This window comes from Halopiger thermotolerans, assembly GCF_054654555.1.
The window spans coordinates 1473433-1489555 of record NZ_BAAIEU010000004.1 but is presented as its reverse complement, the minus strand read 5'-3'; the positions used below and the strand labels follow the sequence as shown (position 1 = coordinate 1489555).

Here is a 16123-nt window from a genome sequence, read left to right as displayed (position 1 = left end):
GAGCCCTACTCGGACGCCGCGTGCGCGCCGCCGCTCGTCGCTCGTCGTTCGTCGTAAGACATTTCTTAATACCGGCAAAACGATCCGTAGAAATGGAGGCCTTACCGTGCGCGTAGTCATCGTCGGCGCCGGTGACGTCGGTCGCGCGATCGCCGCCAACCTCGAAGCATCGCACGACGTCATCGTCATCGACCGGGACGGCGACGTCGTCGAGGACCTCACCTACTCGGTCGACGTCCTGGCGATCGAAGGCGACGGCACCGAACTCGAGACGCTCCGCGAGGCGGACGTCGAACGGGCCGACCTCGTCATCGCCTGTACGGACAGCGACGAGGCGAACGTCGTCGTTTGCGGGGCGACGAAGACGATCAGCGACGCGTTCACGATCGCGCGGGTCAGGCGGCGGACGCTGCTCGAAACGTGGGAGGGATCCCAGGGCGCGTTCGGCGTCGACTTCATGGTCTGTACGGACCTGCTGGCGGCGCAGGCGATCTTTCGGATCTCCGGGCTTCCGGCGACGCAGGACGTCGATACGTTCGTCGGCGGTCTCGTCCGGATGGCGGAGTTCGAGATCAACGACGACAGTCCGATCGCCGACATGACCGTCGAGGAGGCCGACTGTTACGATTCGCTGACGTTCGCGGGCATCTTCCGCGGCGACGACATGATCGTCGCTCGCGGAGACACCGTGTTGCGGGCCGGCGACCGGGTCGTCGTCATCGGCAGCGCCGGCTCCGTCGCCGACTTCGCCGGCGACGTCGTTCCGTCGACGACCAGCGGCGAGGAGATCATCATCGTCGGCGCCGGCGAGATCGGCTTTCAGGCCGCCCGCGAGTTCGAAGAGCACGGCTACCGGCCGCGGCTGATCGAACGAGATCCCGACCGCGCACGGGAGGTCGCCGAATCGCTCCCCAACACGCTGGTGATGGAAAGCGACGCCACCGACACCGAGTTCCTCGCGCGCGAACACGTCGACGAGGCCGACGTGGTCATCGCCGCGCTCGACAGCGACGAGAAGAACCTCCTCGTCTCGCTGCTGGCCGAACGGCTCGGCGTCGATCGAACCGTCGCGGTCATCGAGAACCGCGAGTACACGGATCTCTTCGAGACGGTCGGCGTCGACGTCGCGGTCAATCCCCGCGAGGAGACCGCCGAGGAGATCGTCCGCTTTACGCGGGCCGGCCACACCGAGAAGGTCGCGATGCTGGAACACGACCGCGCGGAGGTGATCGAGTTCGAAGTCAGTCCGGAGAGCGCGCTGGCCGGCGAAACGATCGTCGACGCGACGGCGGCGCTTCCCGACGGCGTCGTCATCGGCGCGATCTCGCGGGGCGGCGAACTCGTGACGCCCCGCGGGGAGACGGTCGTCGAGCCCGGCGACCACGTGGTCGTGTTCGTCGACGCGGACGTGCTCGACGCGGTCATCGAGGCGATCTAGATGCGCCGCCACCTCCGCGTCGACTGGCGATCCGGATTGAGCCTCGTTGGCACGCTCCTCGCCTTTCTCTCCGTCACCTACGTCGTGCCGATCGTCACTGCCCTGCTGTACGGCGGCGACGACCTCTGGGTGTTCGTCGTCACGATGGCGATGACCGCCGGCTTCGGCCTCGCGCTGCGGGAACTCGAGTCCGAGCCGGATCCGGGCGCCCGCGAGGCGTTCATGGTCGTCGCGCTCACGTGGCTGTTCGCGGCGGCGTTCGGCGCCGTACCGTTCGTCCTCGCGGGGGACGGGACCGTGGCCCATCCGGTCAACGCGCTGTTCGAGAGCATGAGCGGGTTCACGACGACCGGGGCGACCGTCATGGGCGATATCTCCTTCGACACCCACTCCCGCGCGATGATGATGTGGCGCCAGCTGACCCAGTGGGTCGGCGGCATGGGGATCATCGTCCTCGCGGTCGCGATCCTCTCGCAGATGGCCGTCGGCGGCGCCCAACTGATGGAGGCCGAGACGCCCGGTCCGGGGGTCTCGAAGCTCACGCCCCACATCGCCGAGACGGCCCGCGTCCTGTGGATCGCCTACGTCGGCTTCACCGCCCTCTACATCGCGTTGCTGTACGCGGCCCACGTCGCGGGCTACGCGCCGAACATGGACGCGTACAACGCGGTCGCTCACGGGCTGACGACCCTGCCGACCGGCGGCTTCTCGCCGGAAGCCCGGAGCATCGAGGCGTTCTCGCCGGTCGTGCAGTGGCTCGTGGTCCCGTTCATGTTCGTCGCGGGGGTCAACTTCGTGCTCTGGTGGCACGTCGTCTCGGGGAATCCGCGGACCATGCTGCGCGACAACGAGTTTCGACTCTACATCGGCGCCGTCACCGTGCTCTCGATCGTCGGCACGGTCATGCTCTTTTTCTCGTCGCTCGAGACGGCCGAGACGGGCCAGATCGGCGGCAACCTCGAGCGATCGGCGCGGTACGCGGTCTTCCAGATCACGTCGCTGGTTAACTCGACCGGCTACGCGAACACCGATTTCGCCCAGTGGAGCGGGCCGACGAAGGCGCTGTTGCTGTTCGCGATGTTCGTCGGCGGCTCGACGGGGTCGACCGGGGGCGGGGTCAAGATCCTCCGGTGGCTCGTGATCCTCAAGACGCTGCGGCGGGAGCTGTTCACGACGGTCCACCCCGAGGCCGTCCGGCCGGTTCGGATGAACGGACGGATCCTCGACGAGGACGCGGTACGGGGCATCTACGCCTTCACGCTGCTGTACCTCGTGCTCTTTTTCGTGGGCGTCGGGCTGCTCGCGGCCGACGCCTCGCGCGTCGGCCTGTTCGTCGAGTTCGACGTGATCGACATCGTGAGCGCGTCGATCGCGACCCTGGGGAACATCGGGCCGGGGCTCGGAACCGTGACCGGGCCGATGGGCGGGTACAGCGAGTTTCCGACCACCTCCAAGCTGCTCATGATCCTCTACATGTGGATCGGCCGCCTCGAGATCTTCCCGGTGCTCGTGCTGTTGACGCGAGCGTACTGGCAGAGCTAGCGTCGCCCCCGATCGAACGGCTTCGACCCGCTTCCGCGGCGGCTTACTCGGACAGTTCGAGCACTTCCACGAGGTTGTCCTCGGGATCCCGCAGGAACAGAATCGAGTTGCCGGTCGCGGTCGTCTGCGGCTCGCTCACCGTCTCGACGTCGTCGGGCAGCCCCGCGTAGAACGCCTCGAGGTCGTCGACGGTGAACCCGAGGTGTTTCGCGCCCGGCTGGTTGAGGCCGGCGTCGGGCGACGCGCGGGCCTCCGGCTCGTATTCGACGAGTTCGACGCGGACGCCGTCGGCCGCGAGGTGGACGAAGTTCGCGGCGGCGCCGTCGACGCCGACGGCCGTAGAGAACGCGTCGCCGTCGACCTCGAACCGATCGGCGACGTCGAACCCGAGGACGTCGCGGTAGAACGGCAGGACGCCCTCGAGGTCGCTGACGGTGATACCGACGTGATGGGAGTGGAGCGCGTTCGTCATCGTCCCGATACTCTCTCGGCGGGACAGTAAACCGTTCCGTCCCCGCTCGAGGTTGCCGCTTATGGGACGGGTCGAGCGGCCCGATGCGGATCGGGACGGCGCCGGCGCGAAGTCGCCTACGCTTATTTCCCCGGCAGTCGACGGTCCGGTATGACCCGCGTTGCACTCATCGCACACGACGAAACGAAGCCGGACCTGATCGAGTTCGCGAAGCGGCACGAGGAGCAACTGCGCGAGTACGACCTGATCGCGACCGGCACGACCGGCAAACGGCTGATGGAGGAGACCGACCTCGAGATCGAGCGCAAGGAATCGGGATCGTTGGGCGGCGACTTGATGATAGGCGCGGAGGTCGCAGAGGGGGTCCTCGACGGCGTCGTTTTCCTGCGGGATCCGCTGCGCGCCCAGCCTCACGAACCCGACATCTCGGCGCTGTTGCGGATCTGCGACGTCCACGACACGCCGTTGGCGACGAACCTCTCGTCCGCGGAGTTTCTCATCGAAGGACTGGCCGACTAGTCGTCCGTCGGCGGCGGCCGCCGCGACGTCGGCTCTCGCGGTTCGACGCGGTCTTTAATAGGGCCGCTCCCCGTCGTTGACGTATGACCATCTACGAGAGCGACCTCCCCGGCGTCGGGAAGAAGTTCGAGGTCGAGCTCGATGACGGCGCGCGGCTCGTCATCGTCACGCACAACACGGGGAAGCGGGAGGTGTTCCTGAAGCCGAACCCGGACGCGGACGGCGACAAGCTGTTCGACCTCTCGGATCGGCTCGCCCGCAAGGTCGGCACGATTCTCGAGGGGGCGTACTTCCAGCCGGTCCAGGCCGAAGCGGTGGAGACGATGCTCTCGGACGACACGTTCCTCGAGTGGTACAACGTCACCGAGGCGGCCGACATCGCCGGCCAGACCCTTGAGCAAGCGGCGATCCGCGAGCAGACGGGCGTTTCGGTCATCGCGATCCAGCGCGACGACGACCTGATCTCGCCGCCGACGCCGGAGACGGTACTCGAGGTCGGCGACACGCTCGTCGTCGTCGGGGAGCGCGAGGACTGCGCCGAGTTCGAAACGCTGCTAGGTGACGAGGTCTGACCGATCGATGCCCGCGTTCGTCCCGACGGAGGTGACCGCGAGTGGCAACTGCTGAATCCACCGCGCTGCTAGACGTCGGCGTCCTCTTCGCGGCCGTCGCCACCGCCGGCGTCCTCGCGAATCGAATCGACCAGTCGGTGATCCCGTTTTACATCCTCGTCGGCATGCTGCTCGGCGAGCACGTGCTCGGCACCGTCGACTTCCCGGCGCTGCTGGGGACGGACCTCGTGCCCCACGGATCGGAACTCGCGCTCGTCGAGACCGACTTCATCTACGTCGGCCACGAGATCGGGATCGTCCTCCTGCTCTTTTTCCTCGGTCTCGAGTTCAACCTCGATCGGCTCCTCGCCTCGAAGGAGCGCATCGGGAAGGCGGGCGCGGTCGATCTGGCGATCAACTTCGGCGTGGGTCTACTGTTGGGCTACGCGCTGTTCGGTGCACTCCTGCCGGCCTTCCTCACCGCCGGGATCGTCTACATCTCCTCGTCGGCGATCATCACGAAGTCGCTGATCGATCTCGGCTGGATCGCCAACGACGAGTCCGACGCGATGCTCGGAACCCTGGTCTTCGAGGACCTCTTTATCGCCGTCTACCTCTCCGTCGTGACCGCGCTGGTGGTCGGTAGCGGAGACGTCGGCGCGGCCCTGAGCCAGATCGGGGTCGCGGTCGGCTTCATCCTCGGGCTCCTCCTGCTGGTCTACCTGGGTACCGCGTGGTTCCAGCGCAGCCTGGAGGCCGATTCCCACGAGTTCGTGGTGCTCCGAGCGCTTGGAATCACGCTGCTGATCGCCGGCGCCGCGCTCTCGCTCGGCGTCAGCGAGGCCGTCGCCGCCTTTTTCGTCGGGATGGCCTTCTCGTCAACCGACCACGTCCACGACCTCGAGAACCTGCTCGAGCCGCTCCGGGACGCCTTCGCGGCGATTTTCTTCTTCTGGATCGGACTGGTCACCGACCCGTCGCTGTTCGCGGGCGTCGCGGGACTGATCGCGGTCGCGGTGATCGCGACGACGCCGACGAAACTGGTAAGCGGCTACCTCGGCGGGCGGATTTACGACCTCAGCGAGCGCCGGTCGGTCCGGGTCGGCCTCGGAATGGCGACCCGCGGGGAGTTCTCGCTTATCATCGCGAGCCTCGCGCTCTCGGGGGCCGAGGCCGCGCTCGCGGACGGCGTCGGACGGGAGATCTACGCCTTCGCCGTCGGCTACGTCTTGGTCATGAGCGTGCTGGGCACCTCGCTCATGCAGTACGCCGATCGGATCGAATCCGTCGTCGTGCCGCGACTCGAGGCCCGCGCCGGGACGGAGGTGCGGCCGAGCGGGGACTGACGCGGACGCCGCTCGCACGGTCGGTCCGCCCGCGCCGAAGGGATAGCTTCAACCCGCTCGAGCCCTCCGTACCTGCTACGATGCCACGGGCGGTCGTCTTCGACCTCGATTACACCCTCGCGGTGCCGACCCGGGACCGAGAGACCATTCTGCGGGAGGCCGTCGACGCCGCCGGCGCGCCGCCGCTCACCAGGGAGGAGTACCTCGAGGTCCACGGGCAGCACCTCACGCGGGAGTCGCGCGAGCCCATCTTCGCGGACCTGCTTGCCGGCCGCGACACCGACGCCGACCCGGCCGCCGTCGCGACGGCCTACCGCGAGACGATCGCCGAGGCGCTCGAACCCCTGCCCGGCGTCGAATCGCTGCTCGCGGCTCTCAGAACGGAGTACCGCGTCGGCCTGCTCACCAACGGCCCCGTCCGCGCCCAGCGGGACAAACTCGAGACGCTCGGCTGGGAGGACGCCTTCGACGCGGCGCTGGTCACGGGCGAACTCGAGGCCGGCAAGCCGGACCCGCGCGCGTTCGAGGCGATCGCGGCGGAACTGGACGTCGACCCGGCCGACGCGGTCTACGTCGGCGACGACGCCGAGGCCGACGTCGCGGGCGCGACCAACGCCGGCATGACCGCCGTGCAGGTGCTGCTCGAGGACGGCCCCGATCCCGATCCGCGGGCGGTCGCCCACGTCGAGCAGCGCGAGCTCGCGACGGCGCTGCCGGCGGTGCTTTCGGAGCTCGAGTGACGGCGGCGAGAACGAGACCTATTCGTCGTCCAGCCCGTCGAGTACCGCCTGCACCGCGTCCGTCGCCCGCTTGACTTCGGCGCCGCTCTCGACGAACACGAGCGTTCGCGGCGGCCGCGTCGCCTTGGGGCGGACCCGGAGCTCGAGCTCCTCGGCCGCTTCGGCCGCGAGGTCCTGCCCCCGCACGAACTCGAGGCGGGCGCGGTCCTCGTGGACGAACACCCGCGCGAGTCGGTCGTCAGCGTCGGCCTCGCCACCGTCGTCGACATCACTATCGTCATCGCCGCTCGAGTCGATCAGGGAGACGTCGTACGCTCGCGCCCCGTCCGTCGTCGGTTCGACGTCGCGATCCGCGTTCGTGACGGCGACGCGGTCGAGCCCGCCGTCCTCGCGGCCGTCGAGTTCCGAGGATAACAGCTGTGCGATCCGCTTGCCGTCGGTGATCCGATCCTCGACCATGCTCGTCGTCGGGCCGGCGAAAACTAACCCTCTTCGGCTTCCCCGCTCTCGACGATCGCGTCGCGGGCGATCGGCGCGATATCGGCGACGTCGAGCCCCTCGCGGCGGGCGTAGACGACCGCGGCCGCCTCGATCGTGACGCCGAGGTCGCCCTGAAGGGCGTTGATCGCGCCGACCGCCTCGTGTTTTTCCATCCCGTCGGCGACGAGCGCGTCGAGCACCCGTTCGAACGCCGAGCGCTCCTGTAGAATGTCCTCGTCGGGAACGAACTCCTCCGGCACGGTCACCTCCGAGGGGTCGAACGTCGCGACGAGGTCGTCGCCGTCGCGCTCGAGCAAGCCCTCGCGCGTCGCGATATCGATCAGGCGCTTGGCCTGATCGGGCGAGAACCAGTCCCGGTCCAGCGAGAGTGCGACGACGAACTCGCCCTCCTCGAGTCGGTCGGTCCCGTTCTGGATGAACGGTGCGGCGGCGGCGACGCGAAGGCTCATCGGCAACGACTCGCCGCGGTGGCGGAATAACGGTGACGATTGTCGGGTGCGCCGGGGTCAGTCGGAGGCGCGTCCGCTCCCGCCGGTTCCGGTACCGGTGCCGTGACGATCGGCACGGGACGGCGGCGGGAACTCGGCGTTTTCGGCGGCGTCCGCTCCGGTTCCGGCGCCCGTCTCCGACGCTCGGGACTCGAGGGGATCGGGGAGCACGCAGCGGTCGGGCTCCTGGTTGACGTGTCGGTACCGGTCCGGCGTGTTCGCGAGCGGGTGCGCGGGATTCTGGTCGCTGTCGATTCGCGCCGCGCGAACCTCGTCGAAGCCGTTGAGGCGGGCCTCGATCCCGCGCCAGTGATACCGCGTCGCCGGGGGAACGGAGAGCGGTTGCGGCGGCTTGCCGTCGGGGTGGTTCGTCGCGAGGACAGCGGTGTTGACGTTGCTCGCGAGCGCGTCGTGGTCGACGAGGACGCCGACGCGGGCGTCCCGCGGCGCTCGCGCGGCGAGGACGTCGAGGCCGAGGTGCAACGCTCGGTACTCGGCGACGTTGTTGTCCGGCGGCGTATCCGCGGTCGCGATGCGTGCGACGCGGGTGCCGTCGCGCGTTTCGATGACGGCGCCCAGTCCGCCGCCCGACTCCCGGAACGACCCGTCAGTGGCGACGTAGAAGTCGCGGTGATGGGTGCGAGGGGGGTGGGCGATGTGGGGCGTGGGCGACTCGTCGAACAGGTCCCGCAGTGCGGACCGGCCGTGAGCGGCCATACCCGTAGTACGAACCGAGGATTTCTTAAACTTACCCCTGGATTCACTCGGCGAACGTCGCGTTTTCCCTCGTCGCCGCTCCGTTCGTCATCGGTCACCGCGACCGTGAGTGGCCGACTGGCATCTTCTCCGAACCGGCATTCGGATCGTTCGTTTCGCTCCGCTCGCCGACCGCGTTCCCGTTAGAATCGGTGAGAGTACGGCTCAGCGGTCCTATCTGTATTGGCAGTAGGTGTAATACCACCCGATGCATCCCTGCTACTATGACGACGAACGCCACTCGGATGGAGGCCGCCTGCTCCCTGCTCGCGGAATCGAAGCGACGCTACCTGCTCTACCTGCTCGCCGAGGAGGGCGAGGAAAACATCGAGGACCTCATCACGCAGATCACCGCCTGGGAACACGAGCAACCGATCGAGACGATCGAAAAGGAAGCCAGACAGCGCGTGTACGTGACGCTGGTCCACAACCACCTCCCCCGCCTCGCCGACTACGACATCGTCGAGTACGACCTCCGAAGCGGCGACATCGTCCTCGCGGAGGGCTTCGAGGACATCAAGCCGCTGCTCAAGCAGTTCAAGCAGACCGAGGACGTCCCGGAAATCCGCAAGCGCCCGGTCCTGTGAACGACTGACAGTCGTCTTCTAGATAGACCGCGAAGTCGGGAGTCATCCTCGCCGTCGCGCCCCGCTTACGTCTTCTCCCCTCCCGCCGTTCGGGCTCCGGGATAGCGTTCGCTACGTCTCGATCGCACCTGCTCGACCGTCGCGACCTGACCGTCGCACTTTCTGTTCAACGATCCGTCGACCTCGAGCAGAACCGACTGATTCGAATCGAAACGCATTGTACGGTGCCGCGGCAACCGTCGCTGTGAGCCGCTATCGGAACCTCGGACTGTTTCTGGTGTTGTCGGCCCTGTGGGGAACCGCGTTCGTCGCGATCAGCGCCGGCCTCGAGCACTTTCCGCCGGTGCTGTTCGCGGCGCTGCGGTACGACGTCGCCGGGCTCCTGATGCTCGGCTACGCAGCCTACGCCGTCGGCGGTGCGGACGGCACAAACGGCGCGGCGTGGTACCCCAGGGGACGCGACGAGTGGATGACCGCGGCCGTCGGGGCCGCGCTGTTGATCGCCGCCTACCACGCGTTTCTCTTCGTCGGCCAACAGCACACGACTCCTGCAGCCGCATCGATTATCGTCAGCCTCTCGCCGGTCCTCACGACTGGCTTCGCGCGGCTGTTGATGCCCTCGGACGCCCTCTCGCCCGCGGGCATCGCCGGCGTCTGTCTCGGGCTCGTCGGGGTGGCGGTCATCGCCCAGCCCGACCCCTCGAACCTGTTCGCGACCGACGCCGTCGCCAAACTGCTCGTCTTCTGTGCGTCGTCGTCGTTCGCCCTCGGAAGCGTGCTGACCCGCCGCATCGACGCCTCGCTGCCCATCGAGACGATGGAAGCGTGGTCGATGCTCGGCGGCGCCCTCCTGCTCCACGGGGTCAGCCTCGCGCTCGGCGAACCCCTCGAGCCGGCGACGTGGACCGACCCGGAGGCGCTGGGCGCGCTCGCGTACCTGGCGGTCGGCGCGAGCGCGGTGGGCTTCCTCCTGTACTTCGACCTACTCGAGCGGCTCGGCGCCGTCGAGATCAACATGGTGTCGTACGTCGCGCCGATCTTCGCGGCGGTCGTCGGCTGGCTCTACTTGGACCAGGTCGTCGACGCGGCGACGCTGGTCGGGTTCGGACTGATCCTCGCCGGCTTCCTTCTGGTCAAACGGCGGGCCATCAGAGAGGAGTTCGACCACGTGCACGGGTGGGTTTCGGGCGACTGACGCGCCGCAGCCTACTACCGGCTGCGGTTACCGCGACGGTTCGTCGTGCCTGTCGTGCCCGTCGTGCTCCTCGTAGGCATGCCCGACGTAGAGCGCGACGAGGTTGAGCGACAGGAGCCCGAGAAACACCGCCGTATCGAACGCCGTCGCTAACCCGCTGAGCAACAGGGGGACGTGGAGAAACGGCAACAGGATCGCCCCCCAGAAACACGTTTTCCGAACGCCGGTCACAATCGTCGGCGCCGCTCGCTCGAGGCGGGGGCGATCGTCGCCGTTCTCGGCGCTACTCGACGCGTCGCCGATCGAGGTCGAGCGCTGCTCGCACGCGGCTGTGGAATCCGACATCGAAACACCTGAGACGGTCGAAATACCGACCTCGAGTCCCATATATCGGCGCGACGGTTTCAATCCGCTAGCCGCGATTCACGCGAGTCTACCGGGGTGTACGACCGTCGATCCCGTGGCAGCGCGGCTCGAGGCGGCGATCTTCGTCCCTACTCCGCCAGAAGTGTCACTGAGTGACATACCGGAAGACGGGGAGCGTAGGGAACGGCTACCGCGATCCAATACCGGATTACGGACGCGCCGCTACGTGGATCTGCTCGAGGACCGCAGCTGATAGATTCGACAGCCGTCGTCGCCGATCCGACGCTAGCACCTCTCTTTCGGGGACGAACCGTCGCTACAGAGTGGCGAAGACGAACGAACGCGACCGACAAAAGAACGATCCGAAACCGCCCGCCGTCCACGAGCGGCGTCAGGTAGCCCAGGTGCGGATGGAGGCCGACCGGTGGGGCGCGGTTACTGGAAGCCGATCCGGCTGCCGCGACGACCCGTCGGTTCCGGGCCGCCCGAGCCGCCCTGGAACTCGTCCTCGATGCGCTCGTAGTAGTCGAGGATGTCCTCGGTGATCGTCGGCCGGACGTTCTCCATAGCCTGGCGGAAGTGGCGCATCTCGACGACGTCCGCTTCCTCGTCCTCGCGCAGCGCCTCGATGGCCGCCTCGCGGGCGATCGACTCGAGGTCGCTGCCGACGTAGCCGTCCGTGATCTCAGCAATCTCTCGCAGCGAGACGTCGGCGGCCAGCGGCGTGTCCTGCGTGTGGATCTCGAGGATGCGCTCGCGGCCCTCGACGTCGGGTTCGCCGATCATCACGAGGCGGTCGAACCGACCCGAACGCAGGAGCGCGGGGTCGATCATGTCGGGGCGGTTGGTCGCGCCGATGACCATCACGTCCTCCATGTCCTCGAGGCCGTCGAGCTCGGTCAGCAGCTGGTTGACGACCCGTTCGGAGACGTTCGAGCCGGTCTCGCCGCCGCCCCGTCCCGGAGCGAGAGCGTCGAGCTCGTCGAAGAAGATCACCGTCGGCGAGACCTGCCGCGCCTTGCGGAAAGTCTGCCGGATGGCCTTCTCCGATTCGCCGACCCACTTGCTGAGTAGCTGCGGGCCGCGCACCGAGATGAAGTTCGCGTTCGTCTCGTTGGCGACAGCCTTGGCCATCAGCGTCTTTCCGGTGCCCGGCGGCCCGTACAGCAGGACGCCGGCCGGCGGATCGACGCCCAGTCGGTCGAACCGCTCAGGGCTCGAGAGTGGCCACTCGACGGATTCCTGAACCTGTTCTTTGGCCTCCTGCAGGCCGCCGACATCGTCCCAAGAGATCTTCGGAAGCTCGACGAGGACCTCCCGCATCGCCGACGGTTCCACCTCGTTTAAGGCGCCGCGGAAGTCCTCGCGCTTGACGATCATCCGGTCGATCAGGCTCGGCGGGATGTCCTCCTCGTCGAGATCGATCTCGGGGAGGTACCGCCGCAGGGCCTTCATCGCGGCCTCCTTCGTCAGGCTCTCGATGTCGGCGCCGACGAAGCCGTGGGTCTCGTCGGCCAGGTGACCGAGGTTGACGTCGTCCGACAGCGGCATCCCGCGGGTGTGGATCTGCAGGATCTCCTCGCGGCCGGTCTCGTCGGGGACGCCGATCTCGATCTCGCGGTCGAACCGGCCGGGGCGGCGCAGCGCGGGATCGACCGAGTCGACGCGGTTCGTGGCGGCGATGACGATGACCTGCCCGCGCGACTCGAGGCCGTCCATCATGGTCAGCAGTTGGGCGACGACGCGGCGTTCGACCTCGCCGGTGACGTCCTCCCGCTTGGGGGCAATCGAGTCGAGTTCGTCGATGAAGATGATCGACGGCGACTCCTCGGTCGCGTCCTCGAAGATCTCGCGTAACTGCTGTTCGGACTCGCCGTAGTACTTCGAGATGATCTCCGGGCCCGCGATGGAGAAGAAACTCGCGGAGGTCTCGTTGGCGACGGCCTTCGCGAGCAGCGTCTTCCCGGTGCCCGGCGGGCCGTGCAGGAGGACACCCTGAGGCGGCTCGATGCCGAGCTTCTTGAAGATCTGCGGGTGCTTCATCGGGAGTTCGACCATCTCCCGGACCCGCTGGATCTCGCTCTGGAGTCCGCCGATGTCCTCGTAGGTGATGCCGCCGCCGGTCTTCTCGAAGCCCGAGATGGGCTCCTCGCGGAGTTCGACGTCGGTGTCCTCAGTGATGAGGACCACCCCCTCCGGCTCCGTTTCGACGGCGATCAGCGGGATGGCCTGCCCCGGGGACCGCATGAAGGGGTGGTTCGTCGAGCTCATTACGGGGACGATGTCGCGGCCGACGACCGGCCGCTTCAGGATCTGCCGCTTGACCATGCCGGCGGCGTCGGAGCCGAACTGGACCGACGCCTCCTCGGGCGGCGCGAGGGTGAGCTTGTCGGCCTTCGTCGCTTCGGCCTTCCGGATCGTCACGCGCTCGCCGATGCCCACGTCGGCGTTCTGCCGGGTGAAGCCGTCGATGCGGACGGTGTCCGTGTTCCAGTCCTGCCGGTCGGCGCGCCACACCTTCGCGGCGGTGGTGTCCGCACCTTCGATCTCGATGATGTCGCCCGGACTCAGCTTCAAATGCAACAGCGTGTCCGGGTCGAGTCGGGCGATACCACGACCCGAGTCGTTCGGGTACGCTTTGGCAACCTCCAGTTGAACTTCGTTCATGATTCGGGATGGACGGCGATGTCAGTCACTCCGATTCGTGATCGGATAGGTTTTTTGCTAGCTCTAGTTGTGCTAGATGCTACCACGTCAGACTTAGGGAGGTGGCTACATAGATGTGACGGCATCGGTCGGTTTTGGCGCAACCGGATCGGCGAGCAGATGGCTTTTTTGCCGTTCATCTCCCCGTCGTACGTATGACCACGAATACGGGCGCGAACGTCCTCGCGTTCGACGGCCGCATGGGCGCCAGCGGCGACATGCTCCTCGCCGCCCTGCTCGACGCGGGGGCCGACCCCGACGCCCTCGCCCCCGTCGAAGCCGCCCTCGAGCTCGAGTACCGGATCGACGAGACGGTCAAGTGCGGAATTGCGTCGACGACGGTCGACGTGGTGTTGACCGGCGACGGTGACTCGAGCGGTCACGAGCATGAGCACGACCACGACCACGATCACGATGGTCATGGCCACGACGAACACGGTCACCACCACGACGACCACGATCACTCGAACGGACACGCACACGATCACGACGATCACGATCACAGCCACGACCACTCGAGCGACGGCGATAGCGATGACAACCACGACCACGGCCACGTCCACGCCGAAGGCCACGGCCCCCACCGCAGCTATCAGGAAGTCCGCGAGATCGTCGCGAATATGGACCTCCCCGCCGCCGTCGAGGACGACGCGCTCGCGATCTTCGAGCGCCTCGGCGAGGCCGAAGCCAGCGTCCACGGCGAATCCCTCGAGGACATCCACTTCCACGAGGTCGGGGCCGACGACGCGATCGCGGATATCGTCGGTGCGGCGGCGCTGATCCACGACCTCGAGCCGGATCGGATCGTCACGACGCCGCTCGCGACCGGCGGCGGCACCGTCGGGATGAGCCACGGCGAATACCCCGTCCCCACGCCGGCGGTAGTCGAGATCGCCCAGGAAGCGGACTGGTCGCTGCGCGGCGGCCCTGTCGACCGCGAACTGCTGACTCCCACGGGCGCGGCGATCCTCGCCCACTTCGCCGACGGCGTCGAGGAACTCCCTCCGCTCGAGCTCGAGGCCTCGGGCTACGGCGCCGGGGGCTACGACCTCGATCCGCACCCGAACGTGCTCCGGGCGCTGGTCGGCCGAGGCGAGGGCTCGCTCGTGAAGGACGATATTGCGGTTCTCGAGACGAACCTCGACGACGCGACGCCGGAGGTGCTGGGCGGCCTGCAGGAGACCCTCGCAGACGCGGGCGCGCGTGACGTTTCGATTCTCCCGGCGACGATGAAGAAGTCCCGCCCGGGCCACCTCGTGAAGGTCATCTGCAAACCCGAGGACCGACAGCGCGTCGCTCGAGCGCTCGCCGAGGAGACGGGGACGTTAGGAGTACGGGATGCCGGAGCGACGCATCGATGGATTGCGAATCGGGAGTTTGAGACGGTGGAACTCGAGATCGGGGGTGAGACGTATGAAGTGACCGTGAAAATCGCGAGCGACTCCGATGGGAAAGTTTACGACGTGAGTGCCGAGTACGAGGACGCGAAGGCCGTCGCTCGAGAGGCCGGGTTAGCGATTCGAGACATTATTCAACTAGTTGAGAGGAAGATACCCTGAGTTATTTGATCACTATCCTCCAAAAATAATTTAAATCTATTTTCTGCTCAACTAGGGCTGTATGGCTCGACGAAGTGGAAGTTCGGATTTAAATTGTTTTCGTCGATGTAGTCCAGCGCCTCCGCTCGACTCTCGAATCCGTCCGCTATTATCTGGTTAGCGTCATTCCGGATCCGCCAGAGGGTCTCGTCATCGTCATCGACCACGGTAACGTCTCCGACCTCAGCGTCCTGTTCGGGTTCCTGTTCAAGATTCTGCTCACCTGTGACGTCGCCACTTTCAGCCGTTGCGTCGATATCAGCCGCGTTAGTCTGGTCGACGTTCTGGGACTGAGACGCTTCGGCGTTAGAGAACGCTGAGCTACCAGTACCGCCGCTGGTGGCAGCGAACGCGTCACCGGCCGAGATACCGGACGTTTGTGCGTTGTTGTTGGTCTGATCGACGTTCACGTTGACGTTCGCATCACCTGATTGTAAATCCTGGTTCTGTTCGGCCTCAAGATCACCGATGGTCTGCTCGATGATACTATCGGAGAGATTGCTCGGGTCTTCCTGTGCCGCAGCTGCTCCGGTGAACCCTACAACCGCGAGAGCGCCGAACAGGGCTACCGTCAGTGTGATCACGAGTGTGCGCTTCATGGTTTGACCTCCAGTTACGAGGCACGCACCGAACGGGCGAGTGTCATAACGCGACATCACCCCCTACTAACGGGTTACCGCTGGCCCGGAACTACCCAGCTTCCGGTGTCTCCCCCGATTCGTGTACTGCCCCAGCTATACCATCGTGGAGCGCTATTTGAATCCTGCAAACCGTTTCGAGCCGAACACACATATTATAGGTTCTGAAAAGCTGGATTCTGTCGTCTCGAGAAAGACGCAGACACGTCAAAAAGGAGTTGGGAACGAGCTGGTACCGCTCTCTCGTACTGATGATCGTTTTGACCGTACTGGTGCCAGTCACGCTGTCCTGATATCGTACTACTTCTTCGGTGCAACCGCTTGTTCCGCGATGAGTAAGAACCGTGATAGCAGTACTCCGTCTTCCTACACTGTAACCTGTCCATCCGTGGACTGACAGAGTGTCGTACAGGCGCTCGCCGAGGAGACGGGGACGCTCGGAGTTCGTGACGCTGGGGCGACGCATCGGTGGATCGCACAGCGGAAGTTCGAGACGGTTGAACTCGAGTTCGGCGGCAAAACCTACCAAGTGACCGTGAAAATCGCGAGCGACTCTGATGGAGAAGTTTACGACGTCAGCGCCGAGTATGAGGACGCGAAGGTCGTGGCTCAAGAGACAGCGACCGCTACTCGTGAGGTACTACGACGAGCCGAGGAAGAAGTATTCGAGGACGTCTGAC

General features: G+C 66.3%; 16 protein-coding genes and 1 pseudogene. 10 read left to right on the top strand and 7 right to left on the bottom strand.

Annotated elements, in window-relative coordinates:
- Window positions 1–106: 106 nt before the first annotated feature.
- Complete coding sequence (trkA, locus tag ACYQ26_RS15120; RefSeq protein WP_459809725.1) at window positions 107–1438, top strand: Trk system potassium transporter TrkA; 1332 nt, start codon at window positions 107–109, stop codon at window positions 1436–1438.
- Complete coding sequence (locus ACYQ26_RS15115) at window positions 1439–2980, top strand: TrkH family potassium uptake protein (protein ID WP_459809724.1); 1542 nt, start codon at window positions 1439–1441, stop codon at window positions 2978–2980.
- Window positions 2981–3023: 43 nt separating this feature from the next.
- Here ACYQ26_RS15115 and ACYQ26_RS15110 read toward each other — a convergent pair whose 3' ends face one another.
- Window positions 3024–3452: a VOC family protein gene (locus ACYQ26_RS15110; RefSeq protein ID WP_459809723.1), complete on the bottom strand. Its 429-nt coding sequence runs from the start codon at window positions 3450–3452 to the stop codon at window positions 3024–3026.
- 150 nt (window positions 3453–3602) lie between these two features.
- Here ACYQ26_RS15110 and ACYQ26_RS15105 point away from each other — a divergent pair, with 150 nt between their 5' ends.
- From ACYQ26_RS15105 to ACYQ26_RS15090, 4 genes are all read left to right on the top strand, one after another.
- Window positions 3603–3971, top strand: coding sequence for a methylglyoxal synthase (locus tag ACYQ26_RS15105; protein WP_459809722.1), 369 nt, complete (start codon window positions 3603–3605; stop codon window positions 3969–3971).
- 83 nt (window positions 3972–4054) lie between these two features.
- A complete protein-coding gene (locus tag ACYQ26_RS15100; protein ID WP_459809721.1) occupies window positions 4055–4543 on the top strand; it encodes a cation:proton antiporter regulatory subunit in 489 nt (162 codons plus the stop codon).
- Window positions 4544–4584: 41 nt separating this feature from the next.
- Window positions 4585–5868: a cation:proton antiporter gene (locus tag ACYQ26_RS15095; protein ID WP_459809720.1), complete on the top strand. Its 1284-nt coding sequence runs from the start codon at window positions 4585–4587 to the stop codon at window positions 5866–5868.
- Window positions 5869–5948: 80 nt separating this feature from the next.
- Window positions 5949–6608 carry an HAD family hydrolase gene (locus ACYQ26_RS15090; protein WP_459809719.1) on the top strand — a complete coding sequence of 220 codons (660 nt, stop codon included), beginning with the start codon at window positions 5949–5951 and terminating at the stop codon, window positions 6606–6608.
- 18 nt (window positions 6609–6626) lie between these two features.
- On the opposite strand, the gene ACYQ26_RS15085 is transcribed toward ACYQ26_RS15090, so the two are convergent.
- From ACYQ26_RS15085 to ACYQ26_RS15075, 3 genes are read right to left on the bottom strand one after another with little or no spacing between them, the layout of a single operon-like run.
- Window positions 6627–7067, bottom strand: a complete 441-nt coding sequence (locus tag ACYQ26_RS15085) for a DUF7993 family protein (RefSeq protein ID WP_459809718.1) — start codon at window positions 7065–7067, stop codon at window positions 6627–6629.
- 23 nt (window positions 7068–7090) lie between these two features.
- A complete protein-coding gene (locus ACYQ26_RS15080; RefSeq protein ID WP_459809717.1) occupies window positions 7091–7558 on the bottom strand; it encodes a DUF2240 family protein in 468 nt (155 codons plus the stop codon).
- A gap of 57 nt (window positions 7559–7615) precedes the next feature.
- Entirely contained in the window at window positions 7616–8314 is a 699-nt protein-coding gene (locus tag ACYQ26_RS15075) for a ribonuclease H family protein (RefSeq protein WP_459809716.1), read from the bottom strand.
- Between the two features lie 263 nt (window positions 8315–8577).
- Between ACYQ26_RS15075 and ACYQ26_RS15070 the strand changes: the two genes are divergently transcribed.
- Both ACYQ26_RS15070 and ACYQ26_RS15065 read left to right on the top strand, forming a co-directional pair.
- The gene (locus tag ACYQ26_RS15070) at window positions 8578–8940 is read left to right on the top strand and encodes a DUF7344 domain-containing protein (RefSeq protein WP_459809715.1); all 363 of its coding nucleotides are present in this window, start codon (window positions 8578–8580) and stop codon (window positions 8938–8940) included.
- Between the two features lie 244 nt (window positions 8941–9184).
- Complete coding sequence (locus ACYQ26_RS15065) at window positions 9185–10135, top strand: DMT family transporter (RefSeq protein ID WP_459809714.1); 951 nt, start codon at window positions 9185–9187, stop codon at window positions 10133–10135.
- A 27-nt stretch (window positions 10136–10162) separates the two neighbouring features.
- Here the strand turns inward: ACYQ26_RS15065 and ACYQ26_RS15060 are convergent, their stop codons facing one another.
- Both ACYQ26_RS15060 and ACYQ26_RS15055 read right to left on the bottom strand, forming a co-directional pair.
- Window positions 10163–10480 (bottom strand): DUF8028 family protein, encoded by a 318-nt coding sequence (locus ACYQ26_RS15060; RefSeq protein ID WP_459809713.1) that lies wholly within the window; start codon window positions 10478–10480, stop codon window positions 10163–10165.
- A 456-nt stretch (window positions 10481–10936) separates the two neighbouring features.
- Window positions 10937–13168, bottom strand: a complete 2232-nt coding sequence (locus ACYQ26_RS15055; protein ID WP_459809712.1) for a CDC48 family AAA ATPase — start codon at window positions 13166–13168, stop codon at window positions 10937–10939.
- A 194-nt stretch (window positions 13169–13362) separates the two neighbouring features.
- Here ACYQ26_RS15055 and larC (ACYQ26_RS15050) point away from each other — a divergent pair, with 194 nt between their 5' ends.
- Window positions 13363–14766, top strand: a complete 1404-nt coding sequence (gene larC, locus ACYQ26_RS15050) for a nickel pincer cofactor biosynthesis protein LarC (RefSeq protein ID WP_459809711.1) — start codon at window positions 13363–13365, stop codon at window positions 14764–14766.
- 47 nt (window positions 14767–14813) lie between these two features.
- Here the strand turns inward: larC (ACYQ26_RS15050) and ACYQ26_RS15045 are convergent, their stop codons facing one another.
- A complete protein-coding gene (locus ACYQ26_RS15045) occupies window positions 14814–15404 on the bottom strand; it encodes a hypothetical protein (RefSeq protein ID WP_459809710.1) in 591 nt (196 codons plus the stop codon).
- 436 nt (window positions 15405–15840) lie between these two features.
- On the opposite strand from ACYQ26_RS15045, the pseudogene larC (ACYQ26_RS15040) reads away from it, so the two are divergent.
- Window positions 15841–16122: pseudogene (larC, locus tag ACYQ26_RS15040) on the top strand (nickel insertion protein); the annotation flags it as partial.
- Between the last annotated feature and the right edge of the window lies 1 nt (window position 16123).